This window comes from Streptomyces populi (assembly GCF_002911015.1).
Lineage (GTDB): Bacteria > Actinomycetota > Actinomycetes > Streptomycetales > Streptomycetaceae > Streptomyces > Streptomyces populi.
In genome coordinates this window covers 40,856-63,229 of record NZ_KZ626852.1, presented here as the reverse complement: position 1 = coordinate 63,229, position 22,374 = coordinate 40,856, and the positions used below count along the sequence as shown (strand labels likewise).

At 74.3% G+C, this 22,374-nt stretch carries 5 protein-coding genes; all 5 read right to left on the bottom strand.

Annotation, left to right across the window (positions count from 1 at the left end):
• Positions 1–317: 317 nt before the first annotated feature.
• Positions 318–2,357, bottom strand: a complete 2,040-nt coding sequence (locus CW362_RS09665; RefSeq protein WP_103548968.1) for a DUF11 domain-containing protein — start codon at positions 2,355–2,357, stop codon at positions 318–320.
• A gap of 279 nt (positions 2,358–2,636) precedes the next feature.
• Complete coding sequence (locus CW362_RS09660; protein ID WP_103548967.1) at positions 2,637–3,416, bottom strand: alpha/beta fold hydrolase; 780 nt, start codon at positions 3,414–3,416, stop codon at positions 2,637–2,639.
• 240 nt (positions 3,417–3,656) lie between these two features.
• Positions 3,657–4,793: an alpha/beta hydrolase gene (locus CW362_RS09655; RefSeq protein ID WP_103548966.1), complete on the bottom strand. Its 1,137-nt coding sequence runs from the start codon at positions 4,791–4,793 to the stop codon at positions 3,657–3,659.
• On the bottom strand, positions 4,790–7,648 hold the full coding sequence (locus CW362_RS09650) for a thioester reductase domain-containing protein (RefSeq protein WP_240657733.1): 2,859 nt from the start codon (positions 7,646–7,648) through the stop codon (positions 4,790–4,792). The genes CW362_RS09655 and CW362_RS09650 overlap by 4 nt, the downstream gene beginning before the upstream one ends.
• A 66-nt stretch (positions 7,649–7,714) precedes the next feature.
• Positions 7,715–22,339 (bottom strand): type I polyketide synthase, encoded by a 14,625-nt coding sequence (locus tag CW362_RS09645; RefSeq protein WP_103548965.1) that lies wholly within the window; start codon positions 22,337–22,339, stop codon positions 7,715–7,717.
• Positions 22,340–22,374 lie beyond the last annotated feature (35 nt).

Sequence of the window (22,374 nt, the reverse complement as noted above, 5' to 3'; positions counted from 1 at the left end):
CCGGCGGCAGCACCCGCATCGAGACGGACGGCCCGCTGACCCGTGTCGTCGGGTGGCACCGCGGCTTCGTCAAGGAAAGACGTCCCGCTTCCTGCGGGGAGATGCAGGTGCAAGGCCTGCCCGGCGCTCCGCGAAGACCCCGTCCCGGGTTCGGGACGGGGTCTTCTTCGTCTGCGGGGGGGGGGGATGCCGGGAAGGCGTCGGCGCGCGGACCGCGGCCCGTGCCGCCCCCGACGGCGCGGCCGTCGCACACGCGCCGCGTGCCGTCCGGACCCCGTACGGCATGCGGGGCCCGGGACACGGCGGTGCGGTGCGGTTCAGGGACAGCCGATGCGGATGTCGCCCGCGTCCGTCGTGCAGGTGTCCGTGTTCAGGCCGCCGTTGGCGGTGTCGTTGCCGGACACGTTGTCGACGGTGTCGAGGGTGTCGGTGCCGGAGTTGCCGATCAGGTTGTCGTTGCCGGGGCCCGCGGTGAGGGTGTCGTTGCCGGAGCCGCCGTCGATGCGGTCGTTGCCGTACCCGCCGTGGACGGTGTCATTGCCGTTGCCCGCGTTGACGGTGTCGTCGCCGCCGAGGGCGCAGATCACGTCGTTGCCGCTGGTACCGGTGATGGTGTCGTTGCCGCTGGTTCCGACGCGGGTGCAGCCGCGCGCGTTGTCGACCGCGGTGGTCGCCGTGGCGGTGTTGTCGCCGGGGGTCGGGTCGGTCTGGGCGGCGCCGGCCGTGGCCCGGTCGGTGAGGGTGCCGACGGCCCGCGGTTCGGCGGCGACCGTCACCGTGGCGGTGGCTCCGGGGGCGAGGGTGCCGAGGGAACAGCTCGCGGTGGTGGCGGTGATGGAGCAGGTGCCCGAGCTGGGTGTCACCGAGACGACCGATGCGGCGACTCCGCTGATCGTGTCGGACAGGGAGACGTCGGTGGCGGAGGCCGTGGCACTGTTGTTGGTGACCCGCACGCTGTAGGCGGCCCGGTCACCGATGCTGACCGTGGTGGGACCCGACTTCGTCACCGACAGGTTCACGCCGGCCGGTGGCGGCGGGGAACCGCCGCCCTCGAAGCGGGCCAGGGCGAAGTCGTCGTTCGGTCCGCCCCCGCCCGCGGCGACGATCTTTCCGTCCGCCTGGAGGGCGACGCCACGGGCGGCGTCGGTGCCGCCGAAGTCGGCGGTCGTGAGGCCGCCGGTGCCGAAGCCGGTGTCCCGGCCGCCGTCGGGGTTGTAGCGCAGGACGGCGAAATCGCCGCCGGGTCCGTTGCCTCCGGCGACGACGATCCGGCCGTCACCCGGTTGCAGCGCCACGTCCGCCGCTCCGCCGCCGGGGGTGATCACCTTGCCGTTGCCGCCGAAGCCCGTGTCCGGGGCACCGTTGGGGAGGTAACGGGCCAGGGCGAACCTGGTGCCGCTGCCGCCCACGGCGACGATCTTCCCGTCGGGCTGGAGTGCGAGCCCTTCCACCGACTCGTAGTCGCCGAAGTCGGTTCGGACGACACCGTCGCCGTCGAAACTCGTGTCCACACCGCCGTCGGCGTTGAAGCGCATCAGCGCGAAGTCGAACGCGGTCGAGCCGACCTGGCCTCCGACGACGATCTTGCCGTCGGGTTGCAGCACCAGGGCGCGGCCGTCCCCGCCTTCCTGCGGCACCGGCCCCGCCGGATTGGCGGTCACCGTGCCGTCGCCCCCGAACGTGGTGTCCGGGGTGCCGTTGCTCGTGAGGCGGAGCACCGCCATCCGGCCCCCGGCGTAGCCGGCCGCGACGATCCTGCCGCTCGAGTCGACGGCCACGTCGCGGGCCTCGGTCGGACCGTCGAAGTCGGCGAAGACCCGGCCGTCGCCGCTGAAGGTGTTGTCCAGACTCCCGTCGGGGTTGTAGCGGGCCACCACGAACCAGCAGCAGTTCTCGTACTCCCGCCAGCTGCCGCCCACCACCACGATCTTGCCGTCGGCCTGCAGTGCCACGGCGTGCGCCTCGCTCCACTGGAGGTTCGAACCCGTGTTGTTGACGGCGGTCGTCACCGTGCCGCCGGTGCCGAAGCCGGTGTCCGGGGTGCCGTCGGGGTTGTGGCGGGTCAGCGCGAAGTCGCTCTCCGTCGCCGTGTCGTCGACGGAGGCGCCGACAGAGACGATCTTCCCGTCGGGCTGTACCGCCACGTCGTCGGCGTGATCGTCGGCGGCGATGCCGGTGAGTACCTTGCCGTCCCCGCCGAACACGGTGTCCAGGCCGCCCGGGACCGCGGCGGCGCTGCCCGGGAGGGTCAGGACCAGTGCCAGGACTGTCGCCGCGACGGTCCCGGCCCGGGCCGGGAAGGACCGGCGGCGGTCACCGTGCCGCTGCCGCGCCGGTCGTACATATGCTGTGAACATAAACGCCAGCCTTCCGTCGCCCGCACGCGCCGACGGCCACGACGAGCGGCGTTGCACTCACCGGACGCACGAATCCATCCGCGCGGGTGAGCCTCCCTCGCCACGGCTTCGCCCGCCCCTTCGCGGGCGGGGCACGGAACCCGGGCCGGCGCCGGGAGATCGCGTCCCCGCGGCGGAACGCCACCGGGGGAGGCGGAAGCGGACCCGGACCCCTGGTCACGGAGTACGCCGACGAAACCGGCCGGCCTGTCCGCCTCGGCCCCCCGCCGAAGGCTTCGGCTACGGCTGGTCCGTCACGAACCGGTCGAGCACGGCGGTGAGTTCCTCCGGCTTCTCCACGGGCAGTTCGTGACCGGCGTCCACGATCCGCACCACGGCGTCCGGGTAGGCCTTCGCCATCCGCAGCATCTGGGAGACGGGCAGTTGGACGTCGTGGTAGCCGTGGACCAGGAGGGTGGGGGTGCTGATCTCCCCGAGCCGGTCGAGGACGTCGAAGGACCGCATGGCGCCGTAGCACGTCATGACCACCTCCTGGGGCGTGTCCGCCGAGGCCCGGACGTACTCGCGGATCTTCTCGCGCGGGTAGCCGGGGGCGAAGGCGCGCTGGATGTTGGCGGCCACGAACAGCTTGAACGGCACCAGGGTCGAGACCGCCATCAGCAGGCCCCTCCCCCGGCTGTAGCTCATCCTGCTGATCGAGTTCACCAGGACCAGCCGTTCGACCCGCTCGGGGTGGGCGAGCGTCAGGGTCTGCGCGATCATCCCACCCATCGAGTGGCCGACGAGCACGAACCGGTCGAGCTCCAGGTGGTCGAGGACGGCGAGAACGTCGGCGGCCAGTTCCGCCACGGTCCGCCGCCCCGACCCTTCGCTCTCCCCGTGCCCGCGCAGGTCCAGCCGTACGACCCGCCGCTTCCGGGCGAAGTGCTCCGTCTGGTGGTCCCAGCGGTGCCGGTTGGCCGTCCAGCCGTGGATGAACACCAGGGGCACACCGTCGCCGTCGCGCGGGCCCTCGTCGTCGTACGTCAGCGCGGCACCGTCGACTTCGAGCTGCGGCATGGGGTCTCCGTGAGTTGTCGGGTGGCCCGGGAGGGCCGGACGGGGCTTGTGGGATCTCGTCTGCGGCGGCGGCCAGGAGTGGCCGTCCGGCTCTCCGGGCACCCTGGCCGCCGATCGGGACGCGTCCGTCCTGTGCGGCCGGAAGCGGTCGGACCTCGGTGGGTGGCGGATCTCCGGATCGGACTCCTGGGCCGCACTCTGGTTACTGATCGGTACGGTAACCGGCCGCGGGGCCCGCCGTCACCGTCGTTCGCCGAGGAATTCCAGGATGTGTCCGAAGACATCGAGAGCGGCCCCCCGGCCCAGGAAGGTGTCCAGGTGGCCGTAGGCGGGGATCTCGGTGTACGACACGTCCAGCTGCGGTTGGCGGTGTGCCAGCACCTCGTGGCAGAGCTTCTGCGAGTCCAGCCACAGCCCGTTCTCGCTTCCCGCGAGCAGCAGGACGGGAGTGTCGATGCGGGCGGCCGCGTCCAGCGCGTTGGGCGGCAGCACCCGGTAGCGGTGGTCCGTGTCGTGCCAGCGGACGACGCTGCGGGCCAGTTCGATGCGGCGCAGGTGCGGCAGGATCCACAGGGGCGCCGGCCCGAGGAGTTCGGCGAGCCGGTCGTGGGTGGCGTCGGACAGGTTCTCGTGCAGGAAGAGCGAAGCGCCCGAGCCCCAGGCCGAGTTGTGGAGGATCTGGCAGGTCGGGTCCGGGCAGTCCGCCCCGCGGGAGGCCAGCGCGAACAGGGGGGTGTAGCGCGACCGGAGGCCCACCTTGCGGAAGTCGACCGGGATGTGGTCGATCCGGTTCTTCAGCAGTTCGCCCGCCACCGTCATCCGCAGCGAGGTCCGTCCCGCGAGCTTCGGCGTCAGGAACACGCCCTGGGAGACCACGCCCGCGAGCCCGGGCACGAGCCCCGCCGTCATGCTCAGCGACAGGGTGAGGGAGCCGATGCAGTGGGCGACCACGAACAGCGGCCGGTCGCCGATGCGTTCGCGGATGTACGAGACGGCTTGCGGGATGTCGTGGAGAGCGACGTCGTCGTAGGTGTACCTCTGGCCGGTCTCGTTGTAGGGAAGCCGGCAGCTGCCCCGCCAGTCGAGCAGCCAGGGCTCGTACCCGTCGTCGAGCAGGACGTCGACCAGGTTGCGGGTCTCGGGGAGCAGGAACATGTCGGCGGACGCGGTGTGTCCGTGCAGGAGCAGCACGGCGGGCCGGTCCTGGTCCCCGCTGTCGATACGGGTGAGACCGAGGCGTACGCCGTCCCCGGCCCTGAAGGGGATCTCCTCGACCCGTGCCGGGTCGAGGCGGTGGCGCAGCGGCCGCAGGGCCGTGCCCGTCCTGACCTTGCGGATCGTCGGCCTGGTACGGGAGGTGGTGGTTCTGAAGATCATCGGTGGCGCTCCGAGGGGGTCCGGGCAGGGCGCAGGTCGAGGAGGTCGGCGGCGGCACGGGTGAAGGGGCCCAACAGGCCGCGGCCCATCTCCGCGCCGAACCAGGCGAGCCAGGTCAGCTTGGCGGCGCGCTTCTCCCGGCCGGTCAGGCGCGGGTCCACCTCGATGCCGTCTATCTGGTCGCGCACGTAGCTGTCGGCGGGGACGACGAGTTCGCCGGCGAGGCTCGCCGGTTCGCCCTCGCGGCCGATCTCGACGCTCAGCGCGCGGGTCTGCCGCCACACGTCACGGCGGGCACGGGCGTACTTGTGGCCCTCCAGCCACCACCGGCCTCCGTCGGTGTCGCTCAACGTCAGTCGGTAGCGCAGGAGTCGGCCGCGCATACCGTGCCGCTGCGGGATGCCCTCCTCGGGACGGATCCAGACGTCGCCGCGTTCCACGCGCAGCGGCGCGGGATGGACCGCGGCGCACACCAGCTCGCCGCCCGCGTCCACCCGCCGCTCCTTCACCAGTTGGTGCATGCCCGCGATGGAGAGCGTGAGCTCCATCGAGCAGGGGATGTCGGCGTCGGCGCCGACCGGGCCGACGGCGCCCTCGGTGGTCTCGGTGAACCAGAGGTACGGCTGGTCGTCCTTGTGCGGGAGACGGGCCAGGCCGTCCTCGGCGAGCCGCTCGAACGTCCTCAGCTGGGCCCGGGCGTCGTAGCGGGCCGCGGGGCGCAGCCCGAGCGCCTCGACGAGCGCGGCGGTGCGGTCGTCGGTGGCGGCGGGCCCCTTCAGGGTCGCCTCGCAGAGCTTGAGGGCGGTGGGGCTTTGCAGAACCCTGGTGAGGAAAGCGAGTTCGGGAACGGGTTCGGCCTCCAGCCGGGCCAGGGCGTCGGTGCGCCATTCGTCCCAGTCCTGTACGCGCACGTGCATCCCGGCGAACGCCATGTCCCGGACGACGTCGTCGAGGGTGTTGGGGACACCGGTCAGGTTGTAGTCGAATCCCCAGGCGTCGGGTTCGCAGACGACGGCGGCCGCGACCCGGCTGACCCAGTCCACCGGGGCCGCGTTCAGACGGTGGAAGGCGGGCACGGTACGGAAGCGGCCGAAGGCCGAGATGAGACCGCTGCTGAGGTCCTGCGGGTTGTGGGCACCCGTGCGGGTGTGGCCTCCGATGCCTCCCGGGCGCATCGCGGTGACGATCAGACCGTGGTCGCGGGCCCGCCGCAGGGCGACCTCGGCGGCCCATTTCGTCTGGTCGTAGCCCGCGACGAGGCGGTCGACGTGGGCGAGCGGGTCGTCCTCGCCCATGGAGGAGATGCCGACCTCGTTGAAGACCGCGATCGAGGAGATGTGGTGCAGCGGCTTGGGCGGGCCGGTGGCCGCCAGTTCGGCCAGGGTCAGCGCGCCGATGACGTTGCTCCCGCGCAGCGACTGGTAGCCGCGCAGGAAGTCCACGGCCGCCGCCACGCCCACGATGCTGTCCAGTTCGTGGGCGAGCTTGTTCCAGGCGCCGTCGGACAGACCGAGGTGCGGACGCCTGATGTCGCCGGGGAGTACCGTCACCCGACGGCGGACCTCCGACGACCAGGGCAGCCGGTGGCTCTTCAGGGCCTCGCCGAGACGGGCCGTGGCAGCCTCCTCGTCGGCCGCGCGGACGAGGCAGTGGACATGCGCGTCACTGTGTCTGAGCAGATCGAGGAGCAGATGACCGCCGAGGAAGCCGGTGGCGCCGGTGAGCAGGATCCGGCGGGGCGGCAGGGGCTCGGGCGAGCCGGTCCAGGGCAGGCGGTCGGCCAGGGAGAGGTCGGCCAGGATCTGCTCCAGGTCTTCGGGACGGGCCGTGGCGTACGGGGTGCCGTCACCGGGGGCCCGGGCGGCGACCGTCGCTCCGGGCGGGGTGCGGGACGACGAGATGCCCGGGGTGTCCGCGGCGGGGGCGGGAGCCGGCCTCGTACCCCGTGCGAGGGCCGGGAGGGGAACAGGGTTCACGCCGCCCGAGGTGGAGGCCGGGGCGGAGGGCGCGAAGCCGTCCGGGGCCCCCGCGGTGTCGTTCGTGCCGACCGCCGGGGCCGTGGTCCACGCGGCCGTCGGGATCGACGGCGCACCGGGGACCGAGGCGGCCGCCGTGGCACCCGCGGTCGCCAGCCGGCGCCGGGCGATGCTGCGGGGACGGGCGTCGGCGAACACCTCGTCGAGGTCGATCTCCATGCCCAGCTCGTCCTCCAGCGCCGCGACGAGTTCCACGGCTCCCACGGAGGTGCCGCCGGCGTCGAAGAAGTCGGTGTCGGGCGACAGGTGTCCTCCGGGTACGAAGGGTCCGGCCGCCGCGGCGATGACGGCCGCCAGCGCGTCCGCGTCGGAGTCGGCGGGGGCGGCTGGACCGACCGGGCCGGGGGCGGCGGGCGCGGAGGGCCCGGACGTGGTGTCGGCACCGCGGGGCGTTCCGGTACGGGTGTCGCCACCGGGATCCGTGCCGTACGGCACGGCGTCGACGCGGGTGCGGGACTCCCCGGCACCCGCGTCCTTGCCGGGCGGCGTGGTGGACCCGTCGGCGTGCGGGCCGGCGTCGGCGTCGAACGGCCCGGCAGCCGCACCGGCGTGGGGCAGGACGGCGGGCGCACCCGCGTCCGTCCCCGCACCGGACGTCGCGGCGCTCGCGTCGGTCCGCGCGTCCGCGCCGTGCCCCGCAGGGGACGCCGAGGCGTCCGCACCCGGCTCCGTGCCGGTTCCGGCCGCCGGGGGTGCGGCGGCCTGTCCGATCCTGGCCAGCAGTGCCTCCACGCTCGGCCCGCCGTCACCCCGTTCGATCGCCTCGCCGACCGCTCGCTGTCCGGCGTGGGCCGACGCGGTCTCGTTCACTTCACTCATGTGAGCCTTTCACCTCGTGCGCTGTCCTTTTCCGCACCGCTCCGGCGGACCGGTCCGCCGCCCCGCTCACTTCCTCCGCCAGGAGCGGAAGGCCCGCAGGTGTTCCGGCGTGACCACGCTCTCCAGGTGCTCGTCGTCCTGGTCTCCGCCGCCGAGAGCGGCCAGCAGACGCCGGGCCGGTACGTTGCGGTCGGTGCGCTCCGCCGTCAGCCGGACCTTCACGCAGCCGAGCTCGTCCGCGCGGTCCGCCAGCCACTGCAACAGCCGTTCCTCGACGCCTCGGCCGAGAGCGCGGCAGCTCAACTTCCAGTCGAGGACGTCGAGTCGGTCACCGTCCACGCACAGGGCGAGCAGGCCGATCTGGCCGTAGTCGCCGAAGCGGTCCCGTGCCGCGGCCGTCCACACCTCGCCGTGCTCCCGCCACCGCGCCAGATCGCCGCCGCCGACGGACCGAGGGTGGAGGGTGAACTGATTGGTGCGGCGGACGAGTTGCTCGGCCCGTTCGACGTCGTCGGCGGACAGGGCCCGGATGTCGACCTCCAGCCGCAACTGGGCGAGGAACTCCTCGAAACCGGCCTGCTCGCGCGCCGCGTCCCGCTCCCGCTCCTGTGCGTAGAACCCCGCCCGCAGTCCGTCCTCGGTCGTCGCCGCCGCCGGAACGAGCGGCCACAACCGGTCGAGGAAGTCGTCCAGTTCGGCCGTCGGAGGGCAGGTCACGGACAGGACTTCCGGCAGTGCCGACCGCATTTTCCCGATCTCGACCGTGTTGTCGTCGAGGAACAGGAAGCTGTCCAGTCCCAGGCTGAGAGTGCGTGCCGCTTCCGTGAGGCGGTCCGGCTTCGGGCCCCAGCCGGCGGACAGCACGCTGAAGTGTTCCGCCTTCAGCAGGCTGTCCGGGCGTTCCAGGACGGTCCGTACGGTGTCCTCGTCGTTGTTGCTGACCAGGGCGAGCAGCGCGCCCGCGGCCCGCCACCGCAGCAGCGTCCGTGCCAGCCGGGCGCGCGGTCCGGTCAGGTCCACCGACTCGGGGCCGATCTCCCCGGCGATCCCGCCCCAGAGGGTCTCGTCGCCGTCCACGGCGATCACCTTCGGCGCGGGTCGCAGGACCGCCCGTACGGTCTGGGCCAGCCGCAGGGCCACCGCCGCCTGGAAGCGCGGGGTGAAGGGGAGATGGGCCAGCCGCTCGGTCCGTTCGTCGAAGCGTTCCGCCACGGCGTGGTGCCGCGTCCACTCGTCCGGGCCCAGCACCGCGATGCCGGGCACGTCGGTCAGCTCGGCGACGAGGTCGCTCTCCCATCGCGCGAAGCGGTCGTCCGGTCGCGCCGAGGGGAGGATGCCGACGATCAGCGGTCCCCGGGTCCGCTCGGTCAGGGCCCGCAGGGCGGCCGGGTAGGCGGTGCTCAGTTCGGTGAGCACCGTGTCGGTCACCGGGCCGAAGCGTTCCAGGTCCGCCGCCCGCAGCAGCACCACGCCCACCGCCGTGGCGGGATCGGTGAAGACGCCCGAGGGATCGCGCAGAGCGGCGAGCACCTGGTGGTACGGCGCTTCCGTCACCGTCAGGCCCTCGCCCCCGGTCCTTTCCTCCCGCGCTCCCTCACGGGTGCCCTCCTCGACGGCCGCCTCGCACAGCAGCGGCAGGTTGCCGAGCGCGAAGGTGGCCGCGAGGGCGAGCGAGCGGCGCGGGGGGACGGCGGGGTCCCCCGCGACCGGGGCCGGCGTCTCGACCGGGGCCGCCGTCCCGACCGGGGCCGCCGTCCCGACCGGAGGTGCCTTCGTGACCGGGCCCGCCGTCACACCCGTCGCGACGATTGCCGCCGCACCCGTCGTACCCGCCGTGCGGACCGCCCCGGTCGGGTCGTCGGCCGTCACGGCGAGCAGCCGCAGGAATTCCTCCGCCAGTTCGGTGGAGGTCGCCGCGTCCAGGATGTCGAGGTTGTGGTCGAGCCGGACGAGGCCCGCGTCCGGGGTCATGGTGATCATGAGGTCGAGGTCGGAATACCCCGTTCCTGCCGGGAGCACCTCCAGTCGGCCGAGGGGGGCCGCCGCGGAGCGTACGTAGTTGAAGTACACCTCCACCAGCGGTGCGTTCGCCCGGTGCAGTCCCTGTCCGGCCAGGGTCGCCAGCACGTCCGAGAACATGGCCCCCTTCGCGAGGACCCGGTCCAGGCGCGCGTCCGTCCGGCGCAGCACCTCCTCGATCCGCTCCCCCGCCGCCGCCTCGGCCGGGAACGGCACCGGTACGCCGAAGAAGCCCACCGCGTCGTACGCGTCGACGTGGATGCGCGTGTCGACGGGCACGGCGAGCACGAAGCGCTCCCGTTCGCGGGTCCTGGCCAGCAGTACCGTCAGGGCGCCGAGGCAGAAGGCCGCGGGGGTGACGGCGAGCCCGGCGGCGGCCGCCGACACCCGCTCCATCAGCCCGTCGGGTATCGCCACGGTCACGCTCCCCGCCCGGTAGGAACGCGTCGCCGGACGCGGTCGGGCGAGCGTCAGGTCGAGACGCTCGCTGCCGTGGAATGCCTCGCGCCACTCGGTGGTGGCGGCGGTGCCGGAGACCTCACCGGTCCGCTGGGCCTCGACCAGCAGGTCGACGTCCCGGTTGGTGACGGCGTCGCCGAGCGAGGTGCCGGACAGTTCGGCGTCGATCTCCCCCGCGACGAGCAGCAGCGACTGCAGATCGCTCACGGCGTGGTGCGCGCCGAACACCAGGATCTGGCCGCGCGTACCGGCGTCGAGCAGCTCGAACCGCCACAGCGGCCCCCGCGCCAGGTCGAACGGCGGCTCCAGCAGCCGGGACAACCGGTCGTCGGCGTCGGCGTCTGCGTCGGGTACGGCGTCGGCGGACACGTCCGTCCAGCGCAGCAGTGTCCCGGCCGGCTCCCGCTCCACACACAGTCGCCGGCCCCGGCCGCCGTCCGTGACCACGGTCGTGCGCAGGGCCGCGTGCCGGCCGGCGAGCCGGGTGACGATGCCGGTGAGCTCCTCGCGGGTGGTCGGCGCGGTGAGCCGGACGGCCAGGCCGACGGCGTGCGCCGCGTCCGGCATGCCCGGCTGGGCGCTGCGCAACAGCCGTACGACGTCACGGGTGGCGGGCCGCAGTTCGGTCTCGGGCACCTCGGAGGTGACGTCGGGCCGGGGCTCCTGGTCTCGTGCCGTGGTGTCGCGTTCGGGCAGCACCTCGCCCAGGGCCCGTGCGAGGCCCCGGATGTCGGACGCCGAGAAGACCGCGGCGGCCGGGAGTTCGGCGCCCAGCTCGCGGGTGAAGGCGTTGCGCAGCCGGACCAGCATGAGCGAGTCCAGGCCCAGTTCCTTGAGGGGCGTGGTGGCGGACACCTCCACGACGCCGCCGGAGACGTGGCCGACCTTGGCCCGTACGTACGCCTCGAGGCGCCCGGTCCGGTCCTCGTCCGTCGTCGCCGTGAAGATCCGTGCGACGAGGTCGTCCGTGCCCGCGGGGGCTGCGGCGACGGTGATCAGGTCGCCCAGGATCGGGCGGGTGCGCGCCGCGTCCCGGTCGAGTTCCAGCGCCTCCGGGTCCAGGGCGAGGGGCGCGAGCTGGCGGCGGGAGGTGGCGAGCACCCGCTCGAACATCTCACCGCCTTCCGCCGGGGTGAAGGCGACCAGACCCGAACGGCCGGTCTCGGCGGCCCGGTCGGCGGAACCGGCGACCATGCCGACCCCGGTCCAGGCGCCCCAGTCCAGGCTCAGTGCCCGGCGCCCGGTGCGGGAGAGGTGGTGCGCCCAGGCGTCGAGGAAGGCGTTCGCCGCCGCGTACGGACTCTGGCCGGCCGAGCCGAGGACGCCGGCGGCCGAGGCGAAGAGGACGAACCTCTCGGCCTCCGGGGCCAGTTCGGTGAGCAGGGTGGTGCCCTGGACCTTGGGGGCGAGCACGCGCAGGACGCGTTCGTCGGTCAGGTTCGCCACCGTGGCGTCGTCGAGGACACCGGCCGCGTGGACGACGCAGGCGATCGGCCCGGCCTCGCTCCGTACGGCGTCCAGGGCGGCCGACAGCGCGGTACGGTCGGCGACGTCCGCGCGGGCGAGGTGCACGGTGACACCGCGCGCCTCGATCCCCTCGATCCAGCTCCGCGTCGCCGCGTCGGGCCCGCTCCGGCTCAGCAGGGCCAGTCGGCGGGCGCCCCGGCGGACCAGCCGCTCCGCGACCACCCGGCCCAGGCCGCCCAGACCGCCCGTGATCAGGTGCACGCCGTCCGCGGTGACCCCGTCGTGCCCGCCCTCGTCGGGACGGGTACGGGCCAGCCGTGGCACCAGCCGGCCCGACTCCCGCAGGGCGACGAGCCGTTCGTCGTCCGCGTGCCGCAACTGCGTCCACAGACCGTCGTCGTCGTTCGTGGCCGGCAGGTCGATCAGCGTGGTCGACAGTTCCGGGTACTCCTGGGCCACCGAGAGTCCGAAGCCCCAGGCGAGGGCCTGCTGAGGGTGGGTCACCTGTGTGCTGTCACCGGCGGCCTGGCTGCCCCGTACGACCACGAACAGGCGCGGGGCGCGGCCCCGGGGCCGGTCGGCGAGCGCCCGCACCAGGTGCAGGGTGCTCAGGCAGCAGTGCCGCGCGGCCTGTTCGGCCGTGACGGCGTCCTCGACGGCCGGCGCGTCGAGTGCGGACAGCTGCACCACCCGCTCGGGCGGCCCGTCGGCGAAGGCCTCGTCGAGCAGACGGGTCAACTGCCGTGGATCGGTGGGATCGAGGACGTAGCGGCCGGGGCTCTCGGCGCCGAACTCCGCGCCCCTGCGTACGATCACGTGGGGCACGGCGGCGGAGGCCAGCCGCTGTGCGAGTGCGTCGGCCACCCCGGTCCCGTCGGCCAGGACGAGCCAGCCGCCGTCGACGGGCCGCTCCTGCGCGGCCGGGCGCGGCTGCCAGCGGGTCTCGAAGAGCGCGCCGTCCAGCGGCGAGAGCGCGGCGAGTTCGAACTCCGTCGCCTCCAGAAGCAGTTGCTCCTTCTCGTCCCAGAGCCGCAGGTCCAGGAGCGCGGTGTCGCCGTCCACCGAGCGCAGTCGGCAGGTCACCCACGCGGGCGCGGAGCGCAGCCCGGTGAGGCGCAGCCGTCCGACACCGGCGGGCACGAAGGCCCGGCCCGCGGGCGCGCCGGCCGGCAGGGCCGCCGTGTGGAAGGCGGCGTCGAGGACCGCGGGGTGCAGCAGATGACCGGCCGCGGGCCGCCGGGCGAGCCGGCCGACGGCCGCGGTGTCCGCGCGGTGCCCCTGTTCGAGGAGCCTGAAGGCCGGGCCGTAGTCGATGCCCAGGGCCGTGAGTCCCGCGTAGACGGCGGACAGGTCGGCCTCCTCGGCGCACCGCTCGCGCAGCACGGCGAGCTCCTCGCCCGCGTCGGGCGCGGGTTCGGCGCCGTCGACGATCCGTCCGGTGACGTGCCGCTCCCACGGGACGTGCCGTTCGCCGGTGGTCGCCGAGGCGATGGTGAAGTCCCGTGAGCCGTCCTCTCCGGCGGGTTGCAGAACGAGTTGCAGCCGTACGGGCTCGTGCGGGTCGAGGGCCAGGGGCCGCTCGAACCTCACGTCGGCCAGCCGTGCCTCGCCGCCGTCCCGCAGTGTGGCCGCGGCCTCCAGCGCGAGGTCGAGGAAGGCGGCGCCGGGCAGCCAGACCTCGCCGGTGACCCGGTGGTCGGCGAGGTAGGCGAAGCGGCTGTCGCGCAGGTCGATGTCGCTCTGGAAGATGTGCCGGCCGGGTGTGTCACTGGCCTCGACGTGGGTGCCGAGGAGCGGTGAACCCCCGGCCGTTCCGGTGGCCGGGGCGGGCGTGCGCCAGTGGCGTTCGCGGGCGAAGGCGTACGTGGGCAGGTCGGTCCGGCGGCCCCGCGGGAGCAGCGTCGGCCAGTCGGGGCTGTGCCCGGCCTCGTACAGATCGGCCGACCTGCGCAGCAGTTCGCCGCGTCCGTCCCGCCCGCGGCGCAGCGAGCCGACCACGACGGCGTCGACGCCCGCCTCGGCCGCGACCGCCTCGACCGACGCGGTGAGCGAGGGGTGCGGGCTCAGTTCGACGAAGTAGCGGTAGCCGTCGTCCAGCATCCGCCGGATCGTGTCCGCGAAACGGACGGGACGCCCGAGGTTCGCGTACCAGTGGTCGGCGTCCAGCCGGTCTCCGGGCACCGGTTCGGCCGCCACCGTCGAGTACAGCGGGGTCGGTGTGCGTGTGCCGCGGACCCCGGAGAGCAGGTTCACCAGGTCCGCGCGGACCGGATCCATCAAGGGGGTGTGGGAGGCGAACGGCGTCGACAGCCGCCGTACCGGGACGTCCCGCGCTTCGAGGTGCCCGCGCAGGTCGGCCAGGGCTTCGGTGTCGCCGGAGACGGCCGTGGAGTGCGCGCTGTTGACCGCCGCGACGAACAGCCGGTCCGGGTAGGGCGCGAGCAGCTTCTCGGCCTCCGCGCGCGGCAGTTCCAGGGCCAGCATGCCGCCCTGTCCGACCAGGGGGGCGACCGCGCGGGCGCGCCCGGTCACCACGGTCACGGCATCGTCCAGGGTGAGGGCGCCCGCGCTGTACGCGGCGGCGATCTCGCCCAGGCTGTGTCCGGTCACGGCGTCCGGGCGGACGCCGAGCGCACGCCAGGCGGCGGCCAGGGCCGCGTTGACCGCGAACAGCACCGGCTGCAGGAACTCGGTGCGGTCGAACGGGGCGGTTTCCTCGGGCGCCCGCAGCACGTCGAGCACCGACCAGCCGGCACGACGGCGCACCGCCTCGTCGATACGGGTCAGCTCCTCTCGGAAAGCCTCCGAATCGGCCGCCAGCTCCATGCCCATGCCGGGCCACTGGCCGCCGTGTCCGGCGAAGACGAAGGCCACCTTGCCCGTCCGTTCGGCGCGGGGCGGGGGCAGCGGCGTCCGTCCGCTCGCCAACGCGTCGAGCCGTGCGCGCAGTTCGTCCCGGTCGGCGGCCACGATCCCCACGCGCCGTTCGAAGTGGCTGCGGTGGCGCGCCAGGGTGTGGGCGACGTCGGACAGGGCGACGTCCTCGTCCAGACGCCGGGCCAGTCGGGCGGCCTGTCCGCGCACGGCGGCCTCACCGCGCCCGGACAGCGCGAACAGCGTGGCGCCCGGGGCGGTTTCCTCCTTCGCCGATGCCTCAGCCGGTACCTCGGCCGGCTCGGCCTCCTCGACGATCAGGTGCGCGTTGGTGCCACTGATCCCGAAAGCGCTGACACCGGCCCGCCGTACGCGTCCGTCCGTCGACGGCCAGGCGGCCGCCTCCCGCAGCAGACTCAGTCCGCTGTCGTCCCAGTCGACATGGCGACTGGGCGTCCCGGCGTGCAGGGTGGGCGGGAGGGAGCGGTGCCGCAGGCACTGCACGACCTTGATCAGCCCGGCCACGCCCGAAGCCGCCTGTGTGTGACCGATGTTGGACTTGAGCGAGCCGAGACGCAGGGGGCGGCCCTCGGGACGTGAGGTGCCGAAGACCTCCGCGAGGGCGTTCGCCTCGATCGGGTCTCCGAGCGTGGTGCCGGTTCCGTGCGCCTCGACGTAGTCGATGTCGGCGGGTTCGAGACCGGACAGCTCCAACGCCCGCCTCATCACCTGTTCCTGGGCCGGTCCGTTCGGCGCGGAAAGGCCTTGGCTGCGACCGTCCTGGTTGACGGCCGTGCCGCGCAGCACGGCCAGCACCTCGTCGCCGTCGCGCCGTGCGTCGTCGAGCCGCTTCAGTACGACCATGCCCGCGCCCTCGGCCCACACGGCGCCGTCGGCGTCGTCGGAGAAGGAACGGCAGCGACCCGTCGGAGACAGTCCCCGCAGACGGCTGAACTCGACGAAGGTGCCCGGCGTCACCATCAGCGTCACCCCGCCGGCGAGCGCCAGGTCGCACTCGCCCGACCGCAGTGCCTGTGCCGCAAGGTGCAGCGCCACCAGGGACGAGGAGCACGCGGTGTCCACCGTCAGCGCCGGTCCGTTCAGGCCCAGCGTGTACGCGAGCCGGCCCGAGGCCACGCTCGGCGCCGAGCCCGTGCCGACGTAGCCGTCCAGCTGGTCGAGCCGGGAGCCCGCGAGGTAGTCGCTGCCGAACATGCCGACGTACACACCGGTGCTGCTGCCCGCCAGCTCGCCCGGCACGATCCCCGCGCGCTCCAGCGCCTCCCACGCCGTCTCCAGCAGCATCCGCTGCTGCGGGTCCATGGCCTCCGCCTCCTTCGGGGTGATGCCGAAGAAGCCCGCGTCGAAGGACTCCAGGTCGTCGAGGAAGCCGCCTTCCCGGGCGTACGACTTGCCCAGGGCTTCCGGGTCGGGGTCGTGCAGCGACTCCACGTCCCAGCGGTCCGCCGGGAACGGACCCACCGCGTCGCGGCCCTCGGCGACGAGTCGCCACAGGTCCTCGGGGTCGCTCACGCCGCCGGGCAGACGGCAGGACATGCCCACCAGGGCCAGCGGCTCGTCCGGCACCGACGCCACCGTGCGGAGGGACCGTGGAGCGGGTGTGCCGTGCCGTGTGGTGCGGGCGTCCGCGGAGAGCGCGGTGGTCAGCAGGTGGGCGGAGAGCCGGGCCGCGGTGGGGTGGTCGAACAGCAGGGTGGCGGGGAGCCGGGCGCCGATCCGGGCGCCGATGCGGTTGCGGAGCTCCACCGCCGTCACCGAGTCCATGCCGAGCTCGCGCAGCGGCTGGTCGGGGCCGACGGACTCCGCCGAGCGCAGGCCGAGCGCCCGGGACGTCTCCTCACGGACCAGGTCCAGGACACGTGCGGCGCGGTCGGCCTCCGGGAGCCGGGCCAGCCGCTCCGCCAGACCGGTGCCGCCGTCCTGACCGGTGCGGGACGCCGGCAGCAGTGAGCGCCACAGGGCCGCCGTGCCGCCGTCCGTGACGGCCGTGCTCTCGCGCAGGCGGGGCAGGTCCAGGGAGCAGGCGATCAGGTGCGGCGCGCCCCGGCGCAGGGCGAGTTCGACGAGTTCGCGGCCCTGGTCGGGGGTGAGGGCGCGGTGGCCGAGGCGTGCCATGCGCTCCAGGTCGGCGTGTTCGGCGGCGAGGCCTTCTCCCGCCCAGGCGCCGAAGGAGACCGAGACCGCGGGCAGGCCCAGGGCCCGCCGGTGGTGGGCCAGTTGGTCGAGGAAGACATTGGCCGCCGCGTAGTTGCCCTGGCCCGGGCTGCCGAGCACGCCGGCCGCCGAGGAGATCAGCAGGAACAGGTCGAGCGGTGTGCCGGCGGTGAGCCCGTGGAGGTGGACGGCGCCGTCCACCTTGGGGCGCAGCACCCGTGCGAGACGTTCGGGCGTCAGCTCGGCGACCACCCCGTCGTCCAGGATTCCGGCGCAGTGCACGACACCACGCAGCGGCGACGCGTCGCCGACGCGGGCGAGCACACGGGCCAGGGACGCCTCGTCCGCGACGTCGCACTCCGCGATCTCGGTCTCGGTTCCGAGCGAGGCCAGTTCGGCGGTGATCTCGGCGGCGTGCGGATCGGCCGCTCCCTGACGTGAGGTCAGGAGGAGCCGGGGGACGCCGTGTCCGGCGAGGAGCCGGGCGATGTGCCGGCCGACGGCACCGAGGCCGCCGGTGATCAGGACCGTGCCGTCGGTGGGCACCAGGACACCGTGTCCCGCGAGGTCGAGGACGACCGGGGCGCTCGATGCCCTGCCCCGCCGTATCGCCTCACGCGCGGCGGTGACGGGCAGGACCTGGGGGCGGGCGGGACGCGTCCGGCCCGCGACGGCCTCACGCAGCGTCCGGGCCGCCTCTTCGGTGCCGGTGGCGCCGTCGGGCGTGCGGGGCAGGGCGGCCGCGGTGGTGAACGGTACGTCGTCCGGAAGCACCGCGACCAGTCGCGCGTCGGCGACCGCCGTGGAGCCGGGCGGGGTGTCGGCCAGGGCGACGACCCGCAGGCCGGGCCCCAGGTCCGTCACGTCGGCGGCGGTCTCGGTGACCACACCGGCGCAGGCGGTGCGTTCCCCTTCCCCGCCGGGCCCGGGAACGGCCACGGCGTGCACCTGGATCCTCACCCGGCCCGGCGTCAGGACCGGTGGCGCCGTCGCGCGCAGGGTCGGGTCGGCCGCGGGACCGGCCAGTTCGTAGGCGTCACCGGCCGGGATCCGCAGCGCGTCGGCCGCACGGGCACGCACCAGCCGCGGCGCGAGCAGGGAGCCTTCCCGGGAGGCGAGTTCGGGCTCGTCGGCATGGGCGACGGCCGTCGGCAGGACGTCGGCGGGCTCGGAGCCCTCGAGGTCGAGCAGGGTCAGCCCGAGGTGCGGGTGTTCGGCCCGGGCGCTGCGGGCGAGGCCCCACAGCACGGACTGGGCGAGGCCGGGCACGGTGTCCCCGGCACCGGTCGCGACCGCGCCACGGGTCACCCAGACGGTCCGGGCGGGCATCGGGTCGGACGTGGACCCGGCCCCGGACGCAGGCCCGGATGCGGCTGCGATCAAGGCATGCAGTTCGGTCAGCGCCGACGCGGCCAACTCCTGCGCGGCGGAGGCCGGTTCGCTTCCGGTCCCCGGACGCGGCCAGAACCGTACGACGATGTCGGCGCCCGTCTCGCGCACCTGGACGCCCGCCGCCGCCAGGTCCCGCAGGGCGGCCTCGACCTGCGGGTCGGAGCGGTCGCCGTGGACGGCCCACGCGGCGGGAGGCACCGTCTCGGGCCGGTCGGTCACGGCCGTCCACGCCACTTCATACAGGTGACGGCCGTTCTCGGAGGCGCCGTTCAGGTCCGACGGGTCGGCGGCCCGCAGCCGCACGTCCTCCAGCCGTCCCGCCGGGAAGCCGTCGGTGTCCCACAGGGTCACGTCGAGGACGAGGTCCGTGCCCGAGCCGCCCGACCGCCGGACCAGCGCCGTGAGGTCACCCGCGCCGCCGGGCGGCAGGACACAGCGGCCCACCGAGACCGGCAGCAGCACCCGGCCCTCGGACGCGTCCAGCGCGGCGGCGACGTGCAGTGCGGCGTCCAGCAGTGCCGGGTGGACGGGGTAGGGATCGGAAGCGTCGCGGGCCGCGGCCGGCAGCGACAGCCGGGCCAGCAGCTCGGCGTCGGCGGTGGTCGTGACCGCCGAGCGGACGCACTGGAAGGAGGGCCCGTAGCCGAGACCGAGGGCGGCCAGCCGTTCGTACGTGCCCGCGCTCCAGGCGGACTCGGCGGACTCCGGCCACACCGGCGGCCGCGCCGCCGTCACCGGGGCGGGCGCGGTGGCCGACGCGGTGGCGTGCAGGGTCCAGCCCTGAGCCTCCTGGCCGCGCGGGCGGCTGTGCACGGTGATCTCCGGCTCGGATCCGGTGGTGATCACTTCGACCGACACCTCGACGGTGCCGGTCCCGGGCAGCACGAGGGGCGCGAGCAGGAGCAGGTCGGTGATGTCGTGGGGACGGTCCGGGCGGGCCACCGCGAGCGCGGCGCGGCACAGCTCCATGACGGTCGTGCCCGACACCACGGTCCGCCCGAACACGGCGTGATCGGGCAGCCAGTCGGCGGTGGCCGGGGACCATTCGCCGCGGAAGGTCCAGCGGGTCTCGTCCGCCGACTGCAGGTGGACGCCCAGCAACGGGTGCGCGGCGCGGTCGAAGAGGCCGGAGGCCACGGCACCGGCTCCCCCGGGTTCGGGATCGATCCAGTAGGACTGCGGATCCCAGGCGTACGTGGGCAGGTCGACCGTGTCCGCGTCCGGAACGACGCGGCGCCAGTCGATCCGCCGTCCGTGGACGTGGAGTTCGGCGGCGGCCCGGTCCAGGCAGGCGGGCCCGTCCTCGCCCCGGCGCAGCGATCCGACGGCGACGACGTCCTCGTGACCGTGGTCCTCGGCGACCGTGCGCACGGCGGTGAGAAGGGAGGGGTGGGGGCCGAGTTCGACGAAGTGGCGGTAGCCGTCGGCCGTCATGCGTTCCACCGCGGCCGCGAAGCGCACGGGTTCACGCAGGTTCGTGTACCAGTAGTCGGCCTCCAGTTCCTCGGTGACCGGCTCACCGGTGACCGTGGAGTACCAGGCGACGGAGGTCGGGAAGGTGGTGACGCCGTCGAGTTCGTCGAGGATCGTCGCGCGCAGCGGCTCGACCCGGGCGCTGTGGGAGGCGTAGTCGACGTCGAGGCGGCGGACGAACACCTGCTCGTGGGCGAGGCCGGCGAGCAGGGCGTCGAGCGGCTCCGCCTCACCGGCGATCACCGTCGAGCGGCCGCTGTTCACGGCGGCGACGGACACCCGGCCGCCGAGCCCGGCGAGGCCGGCGAGGCGCGCCTCGACCTCGGTGTGCGGCAGGGCGACGACGGCCATGGTCCCGGTGCCGGACACCTCGGTCAGGGCCTGGCTGCGCAGGGCGACCACCGCCGCGGCGTCGCTCAGGCTCAGCGCCCCGGCGACGCAGGCTGCGGCGACCTCTCCCTGGCTGTGCCCGATCACCGCGTCCGGCCGTACGCCACGGGCCCGCCACACCGCGGCCAGGGAGACCATCACGGCGAACAGGACGGGCTGGACGACGTCCACCCGTTCCAGGGAGGGCGCGCCCTCGTCGCCACGCAGGACGGCCGCCACCGACCAGTCCGTGAACGGGCGCAGCGCGGCGTCGCAGCGGTCGAGTTCGTCGGCGAACACCGGTGAACGGTCGAGGAGGTCACGGGCCATGCCGGACCACTGGGCGCCCTGACCGGGGAAGACGAACGCCAACTTGCCCGCCGGAAGCGCCTGCTGGGGGCCCACGATCAGGTCGGGGTCCGGCTTCCCCTCGGCCAGGCCGCGGAGCGCGGTGAGCAGTTCGTCGTGGTCGGCCGCCCGGACGACGGCACGGTGCTCGAAGTGGGTGCGGTGGTGGGCCAGCGTTCCGGCCACGTCCGCCGGTGCCGGCCGCGGTCGTACGGAGAGCGCGTCGAGGAGGCGGGCCGCCTGGCCCCGGAGGGCCGGAAGAGTGCGGGCGGACAGCGGGAAGAGGACGGGCTGCCCGGTACGGGTGTGCTGGACGGGCGTCGGAGCGGCGGCCGATGCCGGTGCCGTGCCCTGGGCCGAAGCGGTCGCCGACGTCGGTGTCACGGCCTGCACCGGGGTGGCGGCCGATGCCGGTGCCACGGCCTGCGTCGGAGTGGACGCCGGCATCGGTGCCACGGCCGGCGTCGATGCCGCGGCCGGTCGTGCCAGGTCCTGCGGCGGCTCCTCCAGCACCACGTGCGCGTTGGTGCCGCTGATCCCGAACGCGCTCACCCCGGCCCGCCGCACCCGGTCGTCCCGCCGCGGCCAGGCCTCGACGTCGCCGAGCACGCGCAGACCGCTCTCCGACCAGTCGACGTGCTCGGTCGGGGTCTCGGCGTGCAGGGACGCCGGGAGACGTTCGTGACCGAGGGACAGGACCGTTTTGATGACGCCGCCGATGCCCGCCGCGGCCTGTGTGTGACCGATGTTGGACTTCAGGGAACCGACGCCCAGGGGCCGCTCCGCCGGGCGTCCGGGTCCGAAGACCGACGCGAGCGCCCGGCCCTCGATCGGGTCGCCGAGGCGCGTGCCCGTGCCGTGCGCCTCCACGTAGTCCAGGTCGTCCGGCCGGAGCCCGGCGTCGTCGAGGGCGGCGCGCAGCACCCGTTCCTGCGCCGGGCCGTTCGGCGCGCTCAGTCCCTGGCTGCGGCCGTCCTGGTTGATCGCCGACCCCTTGACGACCGCGAGGACCCGGTCACCGTCCCGGCGCGCGTCCGCGAGCCGCTTGAGGAGCACCAGACCACAGCCCTCGGCCCACACCACCCCGTCCGCGTCGGTGGAGAACGGGCTGCACCGGCCGGACGGCGAAAGCCCGCGCAGCCTGCTGAACTCGACGTGCCCGCGCGGTGTCACCAGGAGCGTCGCGCCACCGGCCAGCGCGAGGTCGCACTCGCCGCCGGCCAGGGCCCGCGCCGCCAGGTGCAGGGCGACGAGGGAGGAGGAGCAGGCGGTGTCGACCGTGACGGCCGGCCCCTGGAGCCCGAGGGTGTAGGCGATGCGTCCGGACGCCACGCTGGACGCCGAGCCCGTGCCGACGTGCCCGTCGAGCCGGTCCAGTGGGGCCGAGGCGAGGTAGCCGCTGTCGTACAGGCCGACGTAGACGCCCGTCAGGCTGCCGTTCAGCGTCTCCGGGACGATCCCGGCGCGCTCGATCGCCTCCCAGCCGGTCTGTAGCAGCAGCCGCTGCTGCGGGTCCATGGCCGCCGCCTCGCGCGGCGAGATCCCGAAGAAGGCCGCGTCGAAACGGTCGATGCCGGTCAGGAAGCCGCCGCGCAGGGTGTACGCCTTGCCGGTGGCCTCGGGGTCGGGGTCGTAGAGCCCCTGGGTGTCCCAGCGGCCCGCGGGCACCCCGCCGACAGCGTCCTCGCCCGCGTCCAGCAGCCGCCAGAGGGCCTCCGGGTCGTCGGCGCCGCCGGGGAACCGGCAGGCCATGGAGATGATCGCGATGTCGTCGTCCCTCCGCACGGACGGGCCGGCCGGCACGGAGGCCGGAGCCGGATCGGCCGCGCCCAGGGGCTGTTCGCCGAGGACTGCCTCGGCGACCCCCGCGATCGTGGGGTGGTTGAAGACGACGGACGGTTCGAGGGGCCGTCCTGTCCACTCCGACAAGCCCGCGGCCAGTTTCACCAACTGCACCGATCCCAGACCGAATTCGGCGATCGGACGCTCCGGCGAGACGGCCGACGGGGCGATCCCGGCCATTTCGGCGACGGCGGACGTCAACCAGGCCCGCACCCCGTCGGCGGTCGTCGGGGACATCTCGGGGAACTGCTTCGGCAACTCGTTCGCAGGCATCTGGGCTGGTGTCCTCGTGAACTCGGGCTCAGGTG